The sequence below is a fragment of the Brooklawnia propionicigenes genome, assembly GCF_030297015.1.
Classification (GTDB): domain Bacteria; phylum Actinomycetota; class Actinomycetes; order Propionibacteriales; family Propionibacteriaceae; genus Brooklawnia; species Brooklawnia propionicigenes.
Genome location: NZ_AP028056.1, coordinates 677,484 through 696,991, shown reverse-complemented (window position 1 = coordinate 696,991; position 19,508 = coordinate 677,484). Strand labels below are relative to the sequence as shown.

At 65.5% G+C, this 19,508-nt stretch carries 19 protein-coding genes; 10 read left to right on the top strand and 9 right to left on the bottom strand.

The window, feature by feature from the left end; genetic code table 11:
• Positions 1–261: 261 nt before the first annotated feature.
• Complete coding sequence (gene fumC / locus QUE25_RS03245) at positions 262–1,662, bottom strand: class II fumarate hydratase (RefSeq protein WP_286267524.1); 1,401 nt, start codon at positions 1,660–1,662, stop codon at positions 262–264.
• 185 nt (positions 1,663–1,847) lie between these two features.
• On the opposite strand from fumC, the gene QUE25_RS03240 reads away from it, so the two are divergent.
• The 3 genes from QUE25_RS03240 (at position 1,848) to dapC (ending at position 5,207) form a co-directional block, all read left to right on the top strand.
• Positions 1,848–3,656, top strand: a complete 1,809-nt coding sequence (locus QUE25_RS03240) for a VanW family protein (RefSeq protein WP_286267522.1) — start codon at positions 1,848–1,850, stop codon at positions 3,654–3,656.
• Positions 3,657–3,777: 121 nt separating this feature from the next.
• Positions 3,778–4,095, top strand: coding sequence for a ferredoxin (gene fdxA / locus QUE25_RS03235; protein WP_286267520.1), 318 nt, complete (start codon positions 3,778–3,780; stop codon positions 4,093–4,095).
• 11 nt (positions 4,096–4,106) lie between these two features.
• Positions 4,107–5,207, top strand: coding sequence for a succinyldiaminopimelate transaminase (gene dapC / locus QUE25_RS03230; protein WP_286267518.1), 1,101 nt, complete (start codon positions 4,107–4,109; stop codon positions 5,205–5,207).
• A gap of 60 nt (positions 5,208–5,267) precedes the next feature.
• Here the strand turns inward: dapC and QUE25_RS14740 are convergent, their stop codons facing one another.
• Positions 5,268–6,152: a hypothetical protein gene (locus tag QUE25_RS14740; RefSeq protein WP_340312722.1), complete on the bottom strand. Its 885-nt coding sequence runs from the start codon at positions 6,150–6,152 to the stop codon at positions 5,268–5,270.
• A 2-nt stretch (positions 6,153–6,154) separates the two neighbouring features.
• A complete protein-coding gene (dapD, locus tag QUE25_RS03220) occupies positions 6,155–7,126 on the bottom strand; it encodes a 2,3,4,5-tetrahydropyridine-2,6-dicarboxylate N-succinyltransferase (protein WP_286267516.1) in 972 nt (323 codons plus the stop codon).
• A gap of 73 nt (positions 7,127–7,199) precedes the next feature.
• On the opposite strand from dapD, the gene dapE reads away from it, so the two are divergent.
• From dapE to QUE25_RS03205, 3 genes are all read left to right on the top strand, one after another.
• Complete coding sequence (dapE, locus tag QUE25_RS03215; protein ID WP_286267513.1) at positions 7,200–8,267, top strand: succinyl-diaminopimelate desuccinylase; 1,068 nt, start codon at positions 7,200–7,202, stop codon at positions 8,265–8,267.
• 18 nt (positions 8,268–8,285) lie between these two features.
• The gene (locus QUE25_RS03210; RefSeq protein WP_286267512.1) at positions 8,286–8,621 is read left to right on the top strand and encodes a DivIVA domain-containing protein; all 336 of its coding nucleotides are present in this window, start codon (positions 8,286–8,288) and stop codon (positions 8,619–8,621) included.
• An 84-nt stretch (positions 8,622–8,705) separates the two neighbouring features.
• Positions 8,706–8,873, top strand: coding sequence for a DUF3117 domain-containing protein (locus tag QUE25_RS03205; protein ID WP_286267510.1), 168 nt, complete (start codon positions 8,706–8,708; stop codon positions 8,871–8,873).
• A 99-nt stretch (positions 8,874–8,972) separates the two neighbouring features.
• Here QUE25_RS03205 and glgA read toward each other — a convergent pair whose 3' ends face one another.
• Positions 8,973–10,166 carry a glycogen synthase gene (gene glgA / locus QUE25_RS03200; protein WP_286267509.1) on the bottom strand — a complete coding sequence of 398 codons (1,194 nt, stop codon included), beginning with the start codon at positions 10,164–10,166 and terminating at the stop codon, positions 8,973–8,975.
• A gap of 160 nt (positions 10,167–10,326) precedes the next feature.
• On the opposite strand from glgA, the gene glgC reads away from it, so the two are divergent.
• Positions 10,327–11,550, top strand: coding sequence for a glucose-1-phosphate adenylyltransferase (gene glgC, locus QUE25_RS03195; RefSeq protein WP_286267507.1), 1,224 nt, complete (start codon positions 10,327–10,329; stop codon positions 11,548–11,550).
• Between the two features lie 85 nt (positions 11,551–11,635).
• Here glgC and QUE25_RS03190 read toward each other — a convergent pair whose 3' ends face one another.
• A complete protein-coding gene (locus tag QUE25_RS03190) occupies positions 11,636–12,277 on the bottom strand; it encodes an O-methyltransferase (protein ID WP_286267504.1) in 642 nt (213 codons plus the stop codon).
• A 66-nt stretch (positions 12,278–12,343) separates the two neighbouring features.
• Between QUE25_RS03190 and dapA the strand changes: the two genes are divergently transcribed.
• Positions 12,344–13,225, top strand: a complete 882-nt coding sequence (dapA, locus tag QUE25_RS03185) for a 4-hydroxy-tetrahydrodipicolinate synthase (protein ID WP_286267502.1) — start codon at positions 12,344–12,346, stop codon at positions 13,223–13,225.
• A 9-nt stretch (positions 13,226–13,234) separates the two neighbouring features.
• Positions 13,235–13,693, top strand: coding sequence for a sec-independent translocase (locus QUE25_RS03180; RefSeq protein WP_286267500.1), 459 nt, complete (start codon positions 13,235–13,237; stop codon positions 13,691–13,693).
• Positions 13,694–13,728: 35 nt separating this feature from the next.
• Here the strand turns inward: QUE25_RS03180 and QUE25_RS03175 are convergent, their stop codons facing one another.
• From QUE25_RS03175 to QUE25_RS03160, 4 genes are all read right to left on the bottom strand, one after another.
• Positions 13,729–15,204 carry a DEAD/DEAH box helicase gene (locus QUE25_RS03175; protein ID WP_286267498.1) on the bottom strand — a complete coding sequence of 492 codons (1,476 nt, stop codon included), beginning with the start codon at positions 15,202–15,204 and terminating at the stop codon, positions 13,729–13,731.
• A 255-nt stretch (positions 15,205–15,459) separates the two neighbouring features.
• Positions 15,460–16,644, bottom strand: a complete 1,185-nt coding sequence (locus QUE25_RS03170) for an Mrp/NBP35 family ATP-binding protein (RefSeq protein WP_286267496.1) — start codon at positions 16,642–16,644, stop codon at positions 15,460–15,462.
• Between the two features lie 32 nt (positions 16,645–16,676).
• Positions 16,677–17,228, bottom strand: a complete 552-nt coding sequence (locus tag QUE25_RS03165; protein WP_286267494.1) for a DUF1003 domain-containing protein — start codon at positions 17,226–17,228, stop codon at positions 16,677–16,679.
• Entirely contained in the window at positions 17,203–18,501 is a 1,299-nt protein-coding gene (locus tag QUE25_RS03160) for a magnesium transporter MgtE N-terminal domain-containing protein (RefSeq protein ID WP_286267492.1), read from the bottom strand. The genes QUE25_RS03165 and QUE25_RS03160 overlap by 26 nt, the downstream gene beginning before the upstream one ends.
• 22 nt (positions 18,502–18,523) lie before the next feature.
• On the opposite strand from QUE25_RS03160, the gene QUE25_RS03155 reads away from it, so the two are divergent.
• Positions 18,524–19,465, top strand: coding sequence for an HpcH/HpaI aldolase/citrate lyase family protein (locus QUE25_RS03155; protein WP_286267490.1), 942 nt, complete (start codon positions 18,524–18,526; stop codon positions 19,463–19,465).
• The last annotated feature ends 43 nt before the right edge of the window (positions 19,466–19,508 follow it).

Sequence of the window (19,508 nt, the reverse complement as noted above, 5' to 3'; positions counted from 1 at the left end):
GGCATGCAACAGCACAGCCTCAGGACAGTCAACATCATCTGTCTGAACCAGGACAGGGGTCTTTGGTGCGGAAACACGATTGTTACTTACACGAAACTTGCCGAACCCTGCCCTGACCTGGCCAGACATGCGGTTCATTGGGTCGGCCGTGGTGCTGTCGACCGGTGACGCAGACCGGAGGTGTGCCGTTGATCCTGAGGAATGACCAGGGCCGCCCATCAATTCGATGGGCGGCCCTGGCGTAGACGTCGAATCAGCAGATCACTCGGCGGCGCTCGGATGGGTCATGTCAACCGGAACGACCCAGGCATCGAACTCGTCGCCGGTCAGCTCGCCCGATTCCAGCGCAGAATCGCGCAGGGTGAGGCCCTTCTTGTGGGCATTCTTGGCGATCTTGGCAGCCTTGTCGTAGCCGATGTGACGGTTCAGCGCGGTCACCAGCATCAGGTTCGAATCGAGGTTCGCCTGGATGCGGGCCAGGTTCGGCTCGATACCGACCGCGCAGTGATCGTTGAACGACACGCAGGAGTCGCCGATGAGCTGGATCGACTCGAGGCAGCACCAGGCCATCACGGGCTTGAAGACATTGAGCTGGAAGTTGCCCTGGCTGCCGGCGAAACCGACGGTGGCGTCGTTGCCGAAGACCTTGGTGGCCACCATGGTCATCGCCTCGGACTGGGTCGGGTTCACCTTGCCGGGCATGATCGAGCTGCCGGGCTCGTTCTCCGGAATTGTCAGCTCGCCGATGCCATTGCGCGGGCCGGACGCGTACCAGCGCACGTCGTTGGCGATCTTCATCAGCGCGTCGGCCAGCACCCGCAGCGCGCCCGACACCTGCACGAGCGCGTCGTGGGCCGACAGCGAAGCGAACAGGTTGTCGGCCTGGACGAACTCGATGCCGGTCTGCTCGCTGATCTTCTTGGCGGCCAGCTTGCCGAACTCGGGATGCGCGTTCAGGCCGGTGCCGACCGCGGTGCCGCCGATGGCCAGCTCGCGGGCCCGCGAATCGGCGTAACGGATGCCGTCGAGCGCGAAGTCGATCTGGGCAACCCAGCCACTGATCACCTGGCCGAGGGTCACCGGGGTGGCGTCCTGCAGGTGTGTGCGGCCGACCATCACGACATCGACGAACTCGTCAGCCTTGGCGGCCAGGGTGTCACGCAACTTCGTGACATCGGGGTAGAGCTTCTCGTTGATCTCGGTGACCACGGCGATGTGCATGGCGGTCGGGAAGGTGTCGTTCGAGCTCTGGCCGCGGTTCACATGGTCGTTGGGGTGAACCGGCTTCTTGGTGCCCATCTCGCCGCCGGCGATCTCGATCGCGCGGTTGCTGATGACCTCGTTGGAGTTCATGTTCGACTGGGTGCCCGAGCCGGTCTGGAAGACCACCAGCGGGAAGTCCTCGTCGAGCTTGCCCTCGATGACCTCGTCGGCGGCCTGCACGATCAGGTCGGCGATATCCGGAGGCAACTCGCCCAGATCCGCGTTGGCCTGAGCAGCAGCCTTCTTGAGTACGCCGAGAGCCTTGATCATCGGCCGGCCCCAGACGAAAGTCGGGCGTCCGATGTCGAAGTTCTGCAGGCTCCGCTGGGTCTGAGCGCCCCAGTACCGGTCAGCGGGCACTTCAATTGTGCCCATGGAATCGGATTCGATGCGTGACATGGCTCAAGCCTAACGATCGGTCTCCGGGCTCGTGCGAGCGGGGCAGATGCTCGGTGAAGTCAATCGGCAGGTGCGCCGCCACCTGCTGATATATCCTCGGATGAGGTTTCAACTAATGAATTCCTGGCACCTTCCCGCTGCCCCGAGGAGCCCGCTTGACGCACATCGCCGCAGGCGCCACCCGAGTGGAACGCCCACGTGGACCCCTGGTTGCCGCTGCGCCCTGGATCGTCGCGGGGCTGTTCGCTCTTCTCGGCGTGGCCTATGTGGGTGCGCATTTCATGGCCAGCGACACGGTGCCGCGCAACGCCACCGTGAACGGCGTGCCCATCGGCGGGCTGAGCGTCGATGAGGCTACCGCGAAGCTGACCGCTGAGCTGTCGTCGGCCGACCGGGCTGAGTTCACGCTCACCGGACAGGCCGGGCAGGCGGTCGCGATCCTGCCGGCCGACGCCGGACTGCAGGTCGACTATCGGGCGACCGTGCACCAGGCGGGTGGCGGCTCCACCTGGGATCCGCGGGTGCTGGTCCGGGTGATCACCGGAGGCGGCCGCACCAGCACCGTCGTCGATGTCGACAAAGCCGCGTTGACAAGCGTCGTTAGTGGGCTCGCCACCGACTTCGAACGCGATCCGGTGGACGCCGGGCTGAGCCTGGACCAAGCCACGATCCACCACGAACCCATGGTGGTGGGCACCAGCCTGAATATCGGCAAGACCGTCTCGGCGGTGTCGAACGCCTACCACCAGGCGGCGCAGCGTCCAATCGATGGACGCGATCAGCCCTTCGACGTCGCAGCCGACCTGACGATCACCGAGCCCGAAATCACCGACGCCGAGGTGCAGCCGGTCATCGACCAGCTGGAACTGGTCTTGCAGCCGGTCACCGTCCGCACCCCGGACGCCCAGGCCGAACTCGGCGCCGAGCGCATCGCGCAAGCGATCAGCTTTGTTGCAGCAGACAGCACCATCACCATGACGATCGACTATCCGAAGCTCTATGACATCGCCACCGAGGTCCGCGACCCGCTGGCGATCGTCGCGGGCAGAGACGCCACTGTCGAGATGCAGGACGGCCGGCCCGTGGTCGTCCCCTCGGTCGACGGCCGGGGCATCGGCAAGGACGAGTTCGCCACCGCGCTCGCAACGGTGATCGACCAACCCGCCCCACGCGGCATCGACCTGGACATCGTCGACGTGCCGGCCACGTTCACCACCGCCGACGCCGAGGCGCTCGGCATCACACAGGTCGTCGGCGAGTTCACCACCTATTTCCCGAACACCGGCTACCACAACACCAACCTCGGATTGGCCGCTGCCGGCATCAACAACGAACTGGTCAAACCCGGCGAAACGTTCAGCCTGGCCAAGGCCACCGGCCCGAGGAATGCGTCCACCGGGTATGTCGCAGGGGGCGTGCTGGTCGGCGATCACATCGAGTACATCGTGGGCGGGGGAGTCTCGCAATCGGCGACCACCACCTACAACGCGGCCTTCTTCGCGGGCATGACCGACATCGAGCATCATCCCCATACCCAGTACTTCAGCCAGTACCCGCCCGGACGCGAAGCTACCGTCTACGAGGGGGTGCTCGACCTGCAGTTCCGCAACGACACCCCTTATGGCGTGCTGATGGAGGCCTATATCGTCCCCTCGTCACCGGCAGGCAGAGGCTCGCTCACCGTGCGGGTTTGGTCGACGCAGTACTTCGACTCGGTCACCGCGACTGAGCCGGTCTTGTCCAACTACACCTACGGGCGCGACCGGGTCTCCACCAGCCCCAGTTGCGTCGCCCAGAGTCCCGCCCAGGGGTTCGATGTCAGCTATCAACGGATTCTGGTTCTGAATGGGCAGTCGACCACTCAGGACTACTTCTGGCGGTATTCGCCGGTGGATCGCATCCAGTGCAAGCAGCCGGAGCCGGCTCCCACCCCTGCGCCGGCTCCGGAACCCACCACGAGTGAGCCGGCGACGGAGGAGCCCGCCGAGCCCTGAGCGGCGATGTCCTAAGGCCATGCTCACCGCGCGACCCTGGGGGTTGTTAATTCCGGGGGTATAGAATCTGCGAGGTAACGGACTCGGCCCGTCACCGGGCACACCTGACAGGAGATCATGAATGACATACGTCATTGCTCTGCCGTGCGTTGATGTCAAAGACCGCGCCTGCGTTGACGAATGTCCTGTTCAATGCATCTACGAGGGTCCCCGTTCCCTGTACATCCACCCGGACGAATGCGTCGACTGCGGTGCCTGTGAGCCGGTCTGCCCGACCGAGGCCATCTACTACGAAGACGACCTGCCCGATGACCAGCAGGAATGGCTGGACATCAATACCCGCTTCTTCGACGACATCGGTTCGCCCGGTGGCGCCGCCCGGGTGGGCGTCTACGACAAGGACGAGCCGCGGGTGGCCGCGCTGCCGCCGCAGGCCTGAGATCGCCGACGGTGGTCAGCCGTTGGACGCGGGTCTCCGCGAAGCTGCCGGTTTTTCCGTGGGACACCTTGGCCGAAGCCAAGGCTACCGCTGCCGCTCATCCTGGTGGCCTGGTCGATCTGTCGGTCGGCACGCCCGTCGACCCGACGCCCGAGATCGTGCGCGAGGCGCTGGCCGGTGCCAGTGACGCCCATGGCTATCCCACGACCTGGGGGACCGCCGCCCTGCGCGCGGCGATCATCGACTACCTGACGGTGCGCTGGCAGGCGGAGGGGCTCGACGACCCCAACGTGCTGCCGGTCATCGGCACCAAGGAGATCGTCGCCTGGCTGCCCACCCAGATGGGCCTGGGACCCGACGATCTGGTGGTGATTCCGGCCACCGCGTACCCGACCTACGATGTCGGCGCGCGGTTGGCCGGCTGCCGGCTGCAGCTGTGCGATGACCCGGACGAGATCGACGGCCGTGCGTCCCTGATCTGGATCAACTACCCGGCGAATCCGAGCGGCGCGGTCGCCTCGGACGATCTACTGCATCGCTGGATCACCACCGCCCGCGAACACGGCGCGGTGCTGGCCAGCGACGAATGCTACGGCGAGTTCGGCTGGGACGCCGAGCCCGCCTCGGTGGTTCGTCCGGACCTGTGCGAGGGTTCGCTGGACAACATTCTGCTGGTCAACTCGTTATCGAAGCGGTCGAACATGGCCGGCTACCGGGCCGGTTACCTGGCCGGCGATGCCGGTCTGATCACCGAACTGCTGGAGGTGCGCAAGCATTCCGGCATGATGGTGCCCACCCCGATTCAGGCCGCGATGGTCGCTGCCCTGGGTGACCAGGATCACGTCGAGGTTCAGCGGGAACGCTACGGCCGTCGTCGTGGGCTGCTGAAGCAGGCGCTGCTCGCTGCCGGCTTCCGGATCGATCATTCGCAGGGATCGATCTACCTGTGGGCGACCCGTGGTGAGAATTGCCGGACCACCATCGATTGGCTCGCCCAGCGGGGCATTCTGGCCGCGCCCGGCGACTTCTACGGCGATGACGAGCACGTCCGGGTGGCGCTGACCGCACTCGACGAGCGCGTCCAGGCTGCGGCGGAGAGACTGCTGGCCTGAACCGCCGGCCGGTGCGAAGCGGGCCGCCTTCGTCCGGGCCGCTGCGCCGGTGAGCAGGGCTCAGCGCAGCGTCACGACGACCGGAGCTGCGGCTGCGGCTGCGGGCTGCCAGTGCGCATACTCGTTACTGGACACGGCCCAGGTCTGATCGATGGCCTGCAGACTCACCAGCCCCATCTCCTGGCCGCGTATCTGGGCCAGCTGGGCGACGGCCCAGGAGGTCGTCTCCGAATCGGTGCTGAGCAGCAGGCCGCCGGTCTCCGATGTGGTCACCGACACGGTGTCGGGCCACACGGTCGCCACGAAATCGGTCAGGAACGCGGCATTGGCCGGATTCTCCACGCGGTCGATGCAGCTGATGGCCGCGGGGGAGTAGCCGGTCAGGGCGCTGGCCCACGCGCGTCCCTTCTGCTCATGCTGCGCGTACTTCTCGGGATGCGCCGAGCGCTGCACCGCCTGCGCGACATCGTTGATCACGCCGGTCTCCCAGCCGTCGACCTTGGCCAGCGCCTCATAGAACTTGCCGGCCGAATACCAGGGGTCCATGATCTGCTCGACGGTTCCCCAACCCTGGGAGGGGCGCTGCTGAAAGAGCCCGACCGAGTCGGCGTCGCCGTAGTCGAGGTTGCGCAGGTCGGACTCCTGATAGGCCGTGACCAGCGCGATCGTTGCGGCGCGTGCCGGCAGCCCGCGCCTGATTGATTCGCCGACGATGATCGACGCGTTGATCGACTGCTCCCAGGTCAGTGTGGTGGTGTAGTCGTCCATCGTGACCAGGCAGCCCTGAGCAGGCCCTACCGGCACCTCCAGTCTCTCGGAGTGGGTGGCGATGAAGGTCACGATCGAGGCGATCGCGATCGCCAGCGCCGCGATGATCGCCACTCCGATCAGCGCACCGGTGCGGCGCTGCGGATCGGGAGGGGCTGACCGGGGACCGTACGCCATCGTCAGTTGGCGTGCAGGGCCGCGTTCAGCTCGATGCGCTGCCCGGCCCTGGGCTTCACGATCACGGCTCCGGTCTGGGAATTGCGCAGGAACAGCAGGTCGCTGGCGCCGCTCAATTCGCGCGCCTTGGCGACCTCGCCGGACGGCAGCAGCACCTTGGTGCCGGCGGTCACGTAGAGGCCCGCCTCGATCACGCAATTGTCACCCAGCGAGATGCCCAGCCCGGACTCGGCTCCCAGCAGGCAGCCCTTCCCGATGCTGATCATCTCCTGCCCGCCACCGGACAGGGTGCCCATGATGGACGCGCCGCCGCCGATGTCGGATCCGTCCTCCACGACGACACCCTGGCTGATACGCCCTTCGACCATCGACGTGCCGAGGGTGCCTGCGTTGAAGTTGACGAAGCCCTCATGCATGACCGTGGTGCCTTCGGCCAGGTGCGCGCCCAGCCGCACCCGGGCGGCATCGGCAACCCGCACTCCGGTGGGGACGACATAGTCGAGCATCCGCGGGAACTTGTCCAGCGAGAGCACGGACAGGCCGCCGCGGTGGCCCCGCAGGTCGGCCCGGATCTGATCGAAGGTCTCGACATGACAAGGCCCGGATGTCGTCCACACGACATTGGGCAAGACGGAGAAGATGCCGTCGACGTTGACCGTGCGCGGCTTGCGCAGCCGGTGGCTCAGCAGATGCAGCCGCAGGTAGGCGTCCTCGGTGGTCACCGGGGGCGCATCCACTTCGATGACGGTGCGGACGATTTCGGTGGTGGTCTGACGAGCTTCGCTGTGCACCCGGTGCGCCCGCAGCGCTACCGGGGGTTGGACGCCCGGCTCCGGCTCGCCGATCTTCGGTTCGGGATACCAGGTGTCGAGTACCTGGCCCGAGGAATGGACGGTTCGTAGACCCCATCCCCATGCCGTCAGGCCGGGGGCGGTCGTCGGGTCGAAGTCGCGGGAGTCGTCATGCGCGGTCATGCAGGCAACTCTAGTAGGACGCCGACAATGCCAGCTGCCCCCAATGCGGCCGAGAATGCATAGGCTGGCGTTCATGGCCTTGCCCACCGACAATCTGCTCGCGCTGTTCCGGTCCATCGTCGACATCGAATCGGTCAGCCACCACGAACGAGAGCTGGCCGACGCCATCGAGACCACGCTTCGCGGATGCGCGCATCTGGAACTCATCCGAGACGGCGACGCCGTGATGGCCCGCACCGATCTCGGACGCGGCGAGCGGGTCATCATCGCCGGTCATCTCGACACGGTTCCGGTGGACGGCAATCTGCCATCCACCACCACAGGGACCGGCGACCAGATCATCGTCCACGGCCGTGGCACCTGCGACATGAAGGGCGGCATCGCGGTCATGGTGTGGCTGGCCCAGCGGTTGGCTGCACCGAACCGCGACATCACCTGGGTCTTCTACGACTGCGAAGAGATCGAGGACACCGCCAACGGGCTGCGGCGGCTGGCGGCCGACCACCCCGACTGGCTGGAAGCCGATCTGGCAGTGTTAATGGAGCCCACCAGCGCGCGCATCGAGGGCGGCTGCCAGGGCACCACGCGTTTCGACATCACCACCACCGGCGTCGCGGCGCACAGCGCCCGCAGTTGGCTGGGCCACAACGCGATTCACGACATCGCCGACGTCCTGGAGCGGGCTCGCGGCTTCGACGCGCGGCAGATCGAGGTCGACGGACTGGTCTACCGCGAGGGACTGAATGCCACCCTGATCAGCGGGGGACTGGCGTCCAATGTGGTGCCGCCCAGTTGCACCGTGCAGATCAACTACCGCTTCGCGCCGGACAAGTCCGGTGAGCAGGCCCTGGCCTTGATGACCGAACTGTTCGAAGAATGGACGCTGCAGTTGCGCGACCTGTCGCCGGGCGCGCGTCCGGGCCTGGATCAGCCTGCTGCCGCAGCATTCGTGGCGGCGGTCGGCGGTGAGCCGCGACCGAAATACGGCTGGACCGATGTCGCCCGATTCGCCTCGCTGGGCATGCCTGCAGTCAACTACGGGCCCGGCGATGCCGGCAAGGCCCATGCAATCGACGAGCAGTGCCCGCTGGCCGACCTGGACGCCTGCGTGGACGCGCTGGAGCGCTGGTTGTCTTCTTGATGTGACAGCATGTCAATCATGGGTTGGTTCTTCGCCGCACTGATGGTGGTCATCGTCGGGTTCGTCTTCTTCGTCGCGGTAGGGCGCGGCGGCGAGATGGCCCCGCAGATCGACGACCGGCCCGTGCCTCAGCTGCCGGACCCCGGGCAACCGCTGTCGGCGGCCGATCTCGACGCGCTGTCGTTCGCCGTGGTGACGCGTGGCTATTCGATGGAACAGGTCGATGCTGTTCTGGATCGGATATCGGCCCAATTGGATGGCACGAACTCGGTATCCGGGCATCCCGCGAAAGCCTCCCCGGTCGATCCCGAACGCATCGGCCAGGTGCCGATCGGATGGCCCGCCATTCTGTGAGCCGCTCCCAACCGGCCCGCCGCAATGATCAATGCGGAATAATAGAAAGCGGTAGCTCAGCGGACGAACAGAAATGAGGGTCTAATGGCAGCGATGAAACCGCGTACGGGTGACGGTCCGATGGAGGTCGCCAAAGAGGGCCGTGGCATCGTGATGCGAGTTCCGGTTGACGGCGGTGGTCGCTTGGTGGTCGAGTTGAACGCTGAAGAGGCGTCCTCGCTGCTGGAGTGCCTGAAAACAGTTGTTGGGTGATCCCGGATCCGCAACTCCCGTCAGTTTCGAGTCGGCTGGGTACGACGATGACAGTTCGTACCCAGCCGACTTTTCGTTTGTTGGAATCGATCTGGACGATCAGCCCTTCTTGGCCTGATGGTGGGCGATCGCAGCCTTGTACACCTCGACGGTCTCCTGAGCGATCTTCTCCCAGCTGAATTCGTCAATGCAGCGCTGGCGTCCGGCCAGTCCCATTTCGCGAGCGCGTGCGGGATCGCGAGTGATCTGATTCAGCTTGTCGGCGAAGTCGGACTCGAACGCCTTGATGTAGGACGCGTGGCCTGCCTTGCCAGGATCGTAGGGCACCAGCAGCCCGGTCTCGCCGTCCACGACAACCTCGGGAATGCCGCCCACCGCCGAAGCGACCACCGGGATTTCGCAAGCCATCGCCTCCAGATTCACGATGCCCAGCGGCTCGTAGATCGACGGGCAGGCGAACACCGTTGAGTGGGTGAGCACCTGGCGCACCGAGGCGCGTGGCAGCATCTCCTGGACCCATTTCACGCCGCTGCGCGAGGCGTTGAGGTCGGCGAACGCCTTGTCGAACTCCGCAGCGATCTCCGGGGTGTCGGGGGCGCCGGCCAGCAGTAGCACTTGGGTGTCCGGATCCAGCAGCCTCGCCGCCCGCACCAGGTGGACCAGGCCCTTCTGGCGGGTGATTCGTCCGACGAAGGTCACGATTGGCTTGGTCAGATCGACGCCCAGGCCTTCGATCACGTCGGTATTGGGATCGGGTTTGAACTCGTCGGGATCGATGCCGTTCTTCACCACATGGATACGCTCGCGTTCGACGAACGGGTAGGCATTCTGGATGTTCTCGATCATGGCAGCCGAGACCGCGATCACGGCATCCGCATTCTGGTAGGCTGTCTTCTCGATCCAGCTCGAGACACGGTAGCCGCCACCCAGCTGTTCGACCTTCCACGGACGATCCGGTTCCAGGGAGTGCGCCGTGACCACAGTCGCGACGTCTTGGAACAGCCCGGCGATGATGCCCGCGAACTGCGCATACCAGGTGTGCGAGTGGATGACGTCGACTGGGGGTACGGCCGCGGCCATCGCCACATCGGCACCCAGCGTCCGGATGGCGCCGTTGGCGCCGGCGGGGTAGTCCTCGGCGTGGGCGGTGGCACCTTCACGGGGCTCGCCCATGCACTGGACATCGACGCTGTCACAGAATTTGCGCAGCTGCGGAACCAGCTGACCCACATGTACGCCAGCGCCGCCGTAGATGTAAGGGGGGTATTCTCGGGTGAGTATCGAAACGCGCATGCCCTGATGGTGTCACATCGACCGTGCCGGGGTGCTGCCGAACCGGAAAAAACTTGGCGCCAAAAGGAATGCTCCGCGGTAGATGCGTCCGGACATTCGAAGCCACACGGAATTCGCTAAATCGGTTGCCAACCCTTCGTGAAGACCTTAAGTTCGTACCATGGCACAACCCAAAGTCCTCTCCATTGTCCTCGCCGGAGGCGAGGGCAAACGGCTCATGCCCCTCACAGCCGACCGGGCAAAGCCTGCGGTTCCGTTCGGTGGCACTTACCGTCTCATCGATTTCGCGCTGTCGAACATGGTGAACTCAGGCTTCACGAAGGTCGCTGTGCTGACCCAGTACAAGTCCCACTCCCTTGACCGCCACATCACGTTGGCGTGGCGGTTGTCGAGCATGCTCAACGACCACATCACTCCCGTCCCCGCCCAGCAACGCCGCGGCCCGCACTGGTACCAGGGCAGCGCCGACGCCATCTACCAATCCATGAACCTCATCAACGACGAGGATCCCGACTACGTCATCGTCTTCGGCGCCGACAACATCTACCGGATGGATGTGGCCCAGATGCTGGACGCCCATATCGACTCCGGCCTGCCGGCTTCTGTCGCGGCCATCCGGGTGCCGCGATCCGAAGCGTCCGCATTCGGCATCATCGACGCGGGCAAAGACCGGGTCATCGATCGCTTCCTCGAAAAGCCGAAGGATCCGCCAGGGCTGCCCGACGCCCCCGATATGTCGTTCGCCTCCATGGGCAACTACATCTTCAGCCGCAAGGAATTCGTCGAGCGGCTCAATGCCGACGGCCAGGCCAAGGATTCCAAGCACGACATGGGCGGCGACATCATCCCGTCGTTCGTGGACTCGCACGACTGCTCGGTCTACGACTTCACCTCCAACGACGTTCCGGGATCGACCGAACTCGACCGCAACTACTGGCGTGACGTGGGCACCATCGATGCTTTCTTCGACGCGCACATGGATCTGATCTCGGTCGTGCCGGAGTTCAACCTCTACAACACGCAGTGGCCGATCCTGACCAGGCAGACCCAACTGCCCGGTGCGAAGTTCACCCTGCACGGCACCGCCGAAAGCTCCATCGTCACCAACGGCTGCATCATCTCCGGCGGCGACGTCGACCATTCGGTGCTCAGCCCGGGCGTGCGCATCGAGAATCACTCCGTGGTGGACGGTTGCGTGGTCATGAACAATTCCCGCGTCGGCCAGAACTGTACCTTGCACAATGTCATCCTCGACAAGAATGTCGTGGTGCCCGACGGCGTGCAGATCGGTGTCGATCATGAGGCTGATGAGGCTCGCGGATTCACCGTTTCGGACAACGGCATCACGGTGGTGCCGAAGAATGTCGAAGTCACCCCCGTTTAGGGGCTGTTGATCTCGGACGCGCAGACGGCGCCGGCTCCCGTTGGTGGGGGACGGCGCCGTCTGTGGTTTGTGCTGTCGGTGGGGCTCAGTTCTTGATGGCGGCGAGCAGGCCTTCGCCCAGCGGGATCAATACGGAGGTGAACATCTCCGACTCCTGCACCGCGGTCAGCGCCTCGCGGATGATGACCGATTCGTCGGACTCGTCGGACGGATCGGCGACCAGCCCCTGCCACAGGGCGTCATTGATCACGGCGATGCCGCCGGAACGCAGCAGCCGCTCCGCCTGTGCCACGTACTCGACGTATTCGAGCTTGTCGGCGTTGATCAGCACCAGGTCGTAGGCGGCGTCCCGCAGGTTGTTCAGCACGTCCAGCGGATGCCCGGAGATCAGCCGGAAACGCTGCGTGGGGATCTTCCGGTCGCGGAAGGCCTGCTTGGCCTCCAGCTGCCAGTCGACCTCCGAATCAATGCTGGTGAGCACGCCCTTGGGGTTCATGCCCTCGAACAGCGCCAACCCTGTTGTCCCAGTGCCGGTGCCGATCTCGACCACGGCCGTCGCATCCAGCACCCGAGCCAGGAAGGTCAGGGCAGTCGTCACCCCGTTGGAGGGGGCCGGGGCGTCGCTGGCGATGGCGTTGCGCCGCGCAGTGGTGACATCTTCGGGCGCGGGCACGTAGTCTTCGGCAAAGGCAACCGAACGCTGGTCGAGCAGGAAATTCTCACTCACCCCGCCAGCCTACTGGCTCCGCTGACCGAAAACCTCTCAACAGCCGGGCACGTCTATCATGGTGCCATGACTCAACCAGTGCTCGGCCGGCTCGCGACTGCCATGGTGACCCCTTTCAATGCTGAGGGCGCGGTTGATCTGGCGAAGGCGCAGGAGTTGGCGTGCCGCCTGGTGGATGAGCAGCGCAATGACATCGTGCTGGTCAACGGGACCACCGGCGAGGCTCCGACTACTACCGATGATGAGAAATGGCAGCTCGTTCATGCGGTGAAGGAGGCGGTCGGCGATCGCGCCAAGGTGGTCGCGGGAGTCGGCACGAACGTCACCGCGCACTCGGTGGAACTGTGCCTGCAGGCGGCGTCGGCCGGCGCCGACGGACTGCTCGCGGTCACCCCGTATTACTCGCTGCCCCCGCAGGACGCGATCATCGCCCACTTCGAGACCCTGGCCGGCGCCACCGATCTGCCGATGATTCTCTACGACATTCCGCACCGCGCCGGGCGTCCTATTGAGGCGGACTCACTGATGCGCCTGGCCGGGCATCCCAATATCGTGGCGGTCAAGGACGCGAAGAACGACATCACGGGCTCGGCCCAGGTGCTGGCCGCGACCGATCTGGACTACTTCGCCGGCGACGACGCCAAGGTGCTGCCGCTGTTGGCCATCGGTGGTGTCGGTGTCATCGGGACCTCGACGGTTTTCACCGGGCGCCGCACCGCTGAGTTGATCGATGCCTGGCTTGCGGGCAACCCGGACGAGGCCCTGCGCATCTATCGGGAACTGCTGCCGGTCTATACCGGAGTGTTCGCCACCCAGGGCGTCATGATGGTGAAGGCTGGGCTGGCGCACCTGGGCTTCGATGCCGGCAGCGTGCGCGCCCCGCTGCTGCCTGCCTCCGCTGATCAGGCGGAGCACTTCGCGGCGATCCTGGATCAGACGGATCTCTAGGTCCAGCAGGTGATTCCGCACGAGATATTCGGCATCGGCGCAAGTGAACTGGTGCTGTTGCTCGTTCTCGGCGTGATCATGTTCGGGCCGGAGAAGCTGCCCGAGATCAGCCGCAAGGCCGCCCGCGTCGTCCATGTGGTACGGGTTCTGGCGAATCAGGCGATGGGTTCGCTGCGCGAGGAGCTGGGGCCCGAGTACAAGGACCTCCAGCTGGCCGACCTCAATCCCAAGACACTGGTCCGCAAGACACTGCTCGCCGACATCGAGGACGACATCGAGGACATCAAACGCGAGCTGGATGGCGTACGCGCCGATCTGACCGGTGCCGCCTCCGACGTGAATCACGAACTCGGCGCGAAGAACAGTCCCACGGCCGGGTCGTCGTCCGGCACGGGGGCGGTCGCCGCCGCGGCAGCGCATCCGGAACCTCACCAGATGGTCGTGCCGTGGGACGACGAAGCCACCTAGTCAGACCCTGATCAAGGCGCCGCCGGGCTGACAGGTCAGGCGGCCCGCCGAGAACCGCTGCGCCGATTGGCCTGCCGGGAGAAGCCGACGACACCTGACGAGGACTGGGTTGAGGCTGACTGCCGCGTCCCCTTGTGAGCGCCCCGGGCCTTCCCGGGATGAGCCTGCCCGTCCCGCCTGAGCTCCCGCTGGCGGGGTGCGGTCTCACGCTGACGGGATGCAGCGGATTGACGCGGCTGGGCGGTTGACGTGGCCTGGGGAACACGCCGGGATGCCGCGGCGGGTGCCAGTTCTGGTGGTATCGACTCAGCGAGGGGACCCCTGAGCTTCGCCAGCACCGGATCGCCCGGGTGGACCTGCTTCGGCGTGGTCGAGATCCGCGCAGCGCGGACCAGCGACTGGAAATCCCTGCGCTGTTCGGGGAGGATCAGCGTGACGACGTCGCCGCTGTGACCTGCCCGCGCGGTCCGCCCGGAGCGATGCAGATAGGACTTGTGCTCGGCCGGCGGATCCACATGGACGACCAGCTCAATGCCGTCGACGTGGATGCCGCGGGCAGCGATGTCGGTGGCCACCATCACGCGCACCTGACCGTCCGAGAAAGCCTTCAGGCCTCGCTCGCGGGCGTTCTGCGACAGATTGCCGTGCAGTTCGACAGCCGGTATCCCGGCGGCGGTCAGCTCCCGGGCCAACTTGCGGGCCTGATGCTTGGTACGGGTGAACAGCAGCCGCCGTCCGGTGCCGGACGCGAGGTCCTCGATGATCTTCCGCTTCTCGCCCGTGTCGGCGACCAGCAACGCGTGATGGGTCATCTCGCTGACCGGTGACGACTCCGCATCCACGCTGTGGGTCAACGGCCGCACCAGGAAACGCTTCACGAGCTTGTCGATGGCGGAGTCCAGCGTCGCCGAGAACAGCATCCGCTGTCCGCCCGAGGGGGTGGCCGCCAGAATCCGCGTGACAGAGGGCAGGAATCCGAGATCGGCCATGTGATCGGCCTCGTCGAGCACGGTGACGGCGACATCGTCCAGCCGCAACTCGCCGTCCGATTTCAGGTCTTCCAGCCGGCCGGGTGTTGCCACCACGATGTCGACGCCGCGGCGCAGCTGGCGTACTTGGTTGACTTTGCTGACGCCGCCGACGACGGTCGTCACGCGCAGCTTGGCCGCGTCCGCGAGCGGTTGGATGGTGGCGACGATCTGGCTGGCCAGCTCGCGGGTCGGGGCGAGGACCAGGCCGCGGGGAGCCCCGGGTGAGCTGTGCCGGGAGATCTTGTTGCCGGACGGAGTCAGGCCGGCGAGCCGGGAAACCAGCGGAATTGAGAATGCGAGGGTTTTTCCGGAGCCGGTACGGCCGCGGCCCAAAACGTCGCGGCCACTGAGGGTGTCGGGGAGCGTGGCGGTCTGGATCGGGAATGGAGTGCTGGCGCCCTGCTGCTTGAGCGGGCCGATCAGCTGTGCACAGACGCCCAACGTCGCAAAGGACGCAGGCGCGGAATCAGGTTGGGACAAGGAAGACTGCTTTCAAGAACGATGAATCACCACGGTCCAAGTCGGCTCGCGTCTTCGCCGGTCGAGCCGACGGCGCGGTGCGCAGAAGTGGTGCGATGTCGGGCCGCGATGTCCGCGCCCTGTCGTCCAGTCTCTCACAAGACCAAATCGCAGACCGAATCGTTGTGACCGGCGGCCGGCAACCGCCGATGCGCACGGGCCTCGCGACCCGGCCTGTCTGCACACCGGGCGTTGCCAGGCAGCAGCGCGAGGGCCTCAGTTGGTGATCAGGCCCAGCGGCTTGCCTGCCAGGGACGTTTTCGTCGTAACCAGATGTTCGGCGACGTCATTGATGGCTTCCGCGGCGGGGGAGTCGGGGTACGCGATGACGATGGGAGCGTTGATCTCGGCGCCGGCTCCCAGGGCGTAGACCATCGGGATCTGGGCGAGTAGCGGCACGTCATGTGCCAAGCGGTCAGTCAGTGCGTCCGCGGTCTGCTGACCGCCGCCGCTCCCGAAGATCTCCACCCGGTGCGGTTGGTCGCAATGCGGGCAGACGGTCTCGAACCAGCTCATGTTCTCGATGACGCCGATCACGTTCTGGTGCAGCATCGAGCCCATGGTCCCTGCGCGCTCGCTGACCCAGGCCACGCTGGGCTGGGGGGTCGTGACCACGATCATGTCGCTGCCGGGCAGCTTCTGGCCGATCGACATCGCCACATCTCCGGTGCCGGGCGGCAGATCGATGAGGAAGAAATCGAGATCGCCCCAGAACACCTCGGCGAGCAGCTGGGTGAGGGCCCGGTCGAGGATCGGTCCGCGCCAGGCGATCACCTGGTCACGGGACTCCTTGAGCATGCCCATGCTGATGACCTTCAGCACCGCCTTCTTGCCGTCGGCGCTGACGTACTCAACCGGCACCGGCATGATCATCGAGTCGACCATGGTCGGGCGGGCGTCCTCGGGGATGCCCAGCAGATCGGGGACCGAGTGGCCATAGATGTCGGCGTCCAGCAGGCCGACGTGGTACCCCTGCTTGGCGAGGGCCAGGGCGAGATTGACGGTCATGGAGCTCTTGCCGACGCCGCCCTTGCCGGAGGCGACCGCGATCACCCGCGTAAGCGAGCCCGGCTGGGCGAACGGGATCACCGGGGCGGGGGCTCCGCCGCGCAGTTTCGAGGTGAGCGCCGCTCGCTGTTCGGCGTTCATCGCTCCGATCGTCAGCTGAAGTCCGGTCACCCCAGGAACCTTGGTGACGGCGTTGGTGACGTCTTGTTCGATGGTGTTGCGCAGCGGGCAGCCGGCAACCGTCAGTAGGACCGTGACATGCAGGACGCCGTTGGCGTCGATGGTCAGATCGTCGACCATGCCCAGATCGGTGATCGGCCGCCTGATTTCCGGGTCAATCACCGTCGACAGCGCTTCGCGCACGTTGGCCAGTACCGGGTTGGATTTGCTCACGGGTTCATGACTACGCGAACGCCCGGTCAGTTTCAAGCCGGATCGCCTTGGCCTGGACTTATCTCGTCCGCAGCGCGGGGGTCGTCGGATTCGAGATCGGTGAGCAACTCGCGCAATTGGTCGCGCAGTTCACCACGGACGAAGTCGCGGGTCGACAGCTCGCCCATGCTGCTGCGCAGCGCGGCGATCTCGCGGGCCAGGAAGTCCATATCGGCCCGGCTCTGCGCGGCGACCCGGCGGTCTTCGTTCAGACTCAGGCGGTCGCGGTCCTCCTGCCGGTTCTGGGCGAGCAGGATCAGTGGTGCCGAATACGAGGCTTGGGTCGAGAACGCCAGGTTCAGCAGGATGAAGGGATACGGGTCCCACTGCCAGCCGAAGATCCCGACCACATTGAACGCGATCCAGGCGGTGACGAAGACGGTCATGCCCATGAGAAATCCGGGGCTGCCCATCCTCCGGGCGATCCACTCGGCGAGGCGTCCGAACCAGTCCTCGTTCAGGCGCAGCCGGCGCGGCCAGCTGATGGACGAACGACGGCCCGGGGTATTCAGACGGTCCTCATCGTGGCGGGAGTTCTCGGCCATGCTCGTCCTCCTTCACTTCGGATTCGTTACCCTCCATCTGATCGCCGCGCCAGTCGGGGGGCAGCATGTGGTCGAGCAGGTCGTCGACGGTGACCGCACCCACCAGCTGGTGATCCTTGTTGATCACGGGGGCGACCACCAGGTTGTAGGTGGCAAAGTACCGGCTCACCTGCGAGATATCCGCGGAGGTGACCAGTGGCTCCAAGACGGAGTCGATCATCTGGCCGATCTGCAGGCTGGGAGGTTCTCGCAGCAGCCGCTGCACGTGCACCGCGCCCAGGTATCGTCCCGATGGGGTGTCATGCGGCTGTCTGGTGATGAACACCATGGACGCCAGCGCCGGAGTCAGTTCCTCGTTGCGTACCCGGGCCAGCGCCTCGGCCACCGTATTGTCGGCGCCCAGCACCACCGGTTCGGGGGTCATCATGCCACCCGCGGTGAGGTCCTCGTATTTCAGCAGGCTGCGGACGTCGGCGGCCTCCTCCGGTTCCATCCGGTCGAGCAGCTCCTCGGCCATATCGTCCGGTAGGTCATTGATGAGGTCGGCGGCATCGTCGGGGTCCATCTCGTCGAGCACATCGGCTGCCCGCTCGATGGTCAACGACTGCAGCAGCTCAACCTGTTCGTTCTCGGGAAGCTCCTGGAAGGCGTCGGCCAACTGTTCGTCGTCCAGCGCGCTGGCGATCTCGGCCCGCCGCTCCGGGTCCATGTCGTAAAGCTCGCGCGCCACGTCGGCGGGCTTCATGTCGGCCAGTTGGGCGAGCTTGGTGTCGGTGGTCTGCTCGGCGTTCATCACCTGCGAGGCCACCAAAGACCATGGCTCGATCGTCATAGGGCCCTTGGCGGTGGTGGGCAAACCGAATCGCCGGGTGGTGGTGACCTCACGCAGAGCGACCTCGCTGAGTTCCCATTCCCGGTTGCGGACTTCGATCATCGCCACGTCGAAGATCTGTGACGGTTTGGCTTCCAGGGTGATGGTGCGATCGAACAGATCGTCCATCACCAGGATCTCGGAGGCGCGCCTGATGAATCGGCGGGTGTCGATGACACCGACGATCGAGACCTGGGTGGGGTTGATGGCGTGCACCCGGGTCATGGGCACGAAGATCCGCCGCCGCGCGAACAGTTCGACCACCAGCCCGCGCACTCTGGGACGACCGGCCAGTCGCGCCTGCACGACGACATCGCGGACTTTGCCGACCTGATCGCCAGCGGCGTCCATGACCTGCAATCCCTGCAGGCGGCTGATGAAAACCGAGGAAGGATTGGTCACTCGCAAAGCCTAGACTGACCCCATGACGAAGACGCAACAGCCACGGCCATTCCGTGCCCGCCGCACGGTATTGGCCGTTCCTGGTAGCTCCGAGCGGTTCATCGCAAAGTCGCGTGACCTCGGTGTTGACTGCTTGTTCCTTGATCTTGAAGATGCGGTGGCGCCTGCGGCCAAGATTGCCGCCCGTGACACGATCGTTGCTGCGCTGAACGGGGGCACCTGGAAGGCCCCGACCGTCACGGTGCGCGTGAACTCGTGGGATACGCCGTGGACCACCGGCGACGTCATGCAGGTGGTCAGTGGGGGAGGTGCTCATATTGACGCACTGGTGTTGCCGAAGGTGACGTCGGCGGAGCAGGTGGTCGCTCTCGATCTGGTGGTGAGCCAGGTGGAGGCGTCCGCTGGTCTGGAAGTCGGACGAATCGGGTTCGAACTGCAGATCGAGGAGGCGCTCGGGTTGCAGCATGTCGATGAAATCGCTGCCGCCAGCGCGCGCACCGAGACGTTGGTCTTCGGGCCGGGCGACTACATGGCGTCGATGGGTATGCGTGGACTGTCGGTCGGCAGCCAGATCGTCGGTTATCAGGCGGACGCCTTTCACTACGCGCTGACCCGGATTCTCATCGCGGCCCGGGCCAACGGCCTGCAGGCTCTCGATGGCCCCTATGTCTCGATCCGCGACCTGCCCGGCTTCAAGGTCTCGGCAGCCAAGGCGGCCGCGCTCGGCTACGACGGCAAATGGGTGGTCCATCCCAGCCAGGTCGAGGCCGGCAACGAGATCTTCACCCCGGACGCCGCTCAGATCGAGCGCGCCGAGCGCATCGTGGCGGCCTATGCCGCGGCCGGTGAACGCGCCGCCGGCGCCGTCGGTGCGATCGTGGTGGACGACGAGATGGTCGACGAGGCCGGATACAAGGTGGCCCAGGCGCTGCTCGCAAAGACGGGCCACAGCGACCGGGTGTAGGAAGGGCCGATAGGCTGGATAACGGAGGTCGATCGCAGTGTCC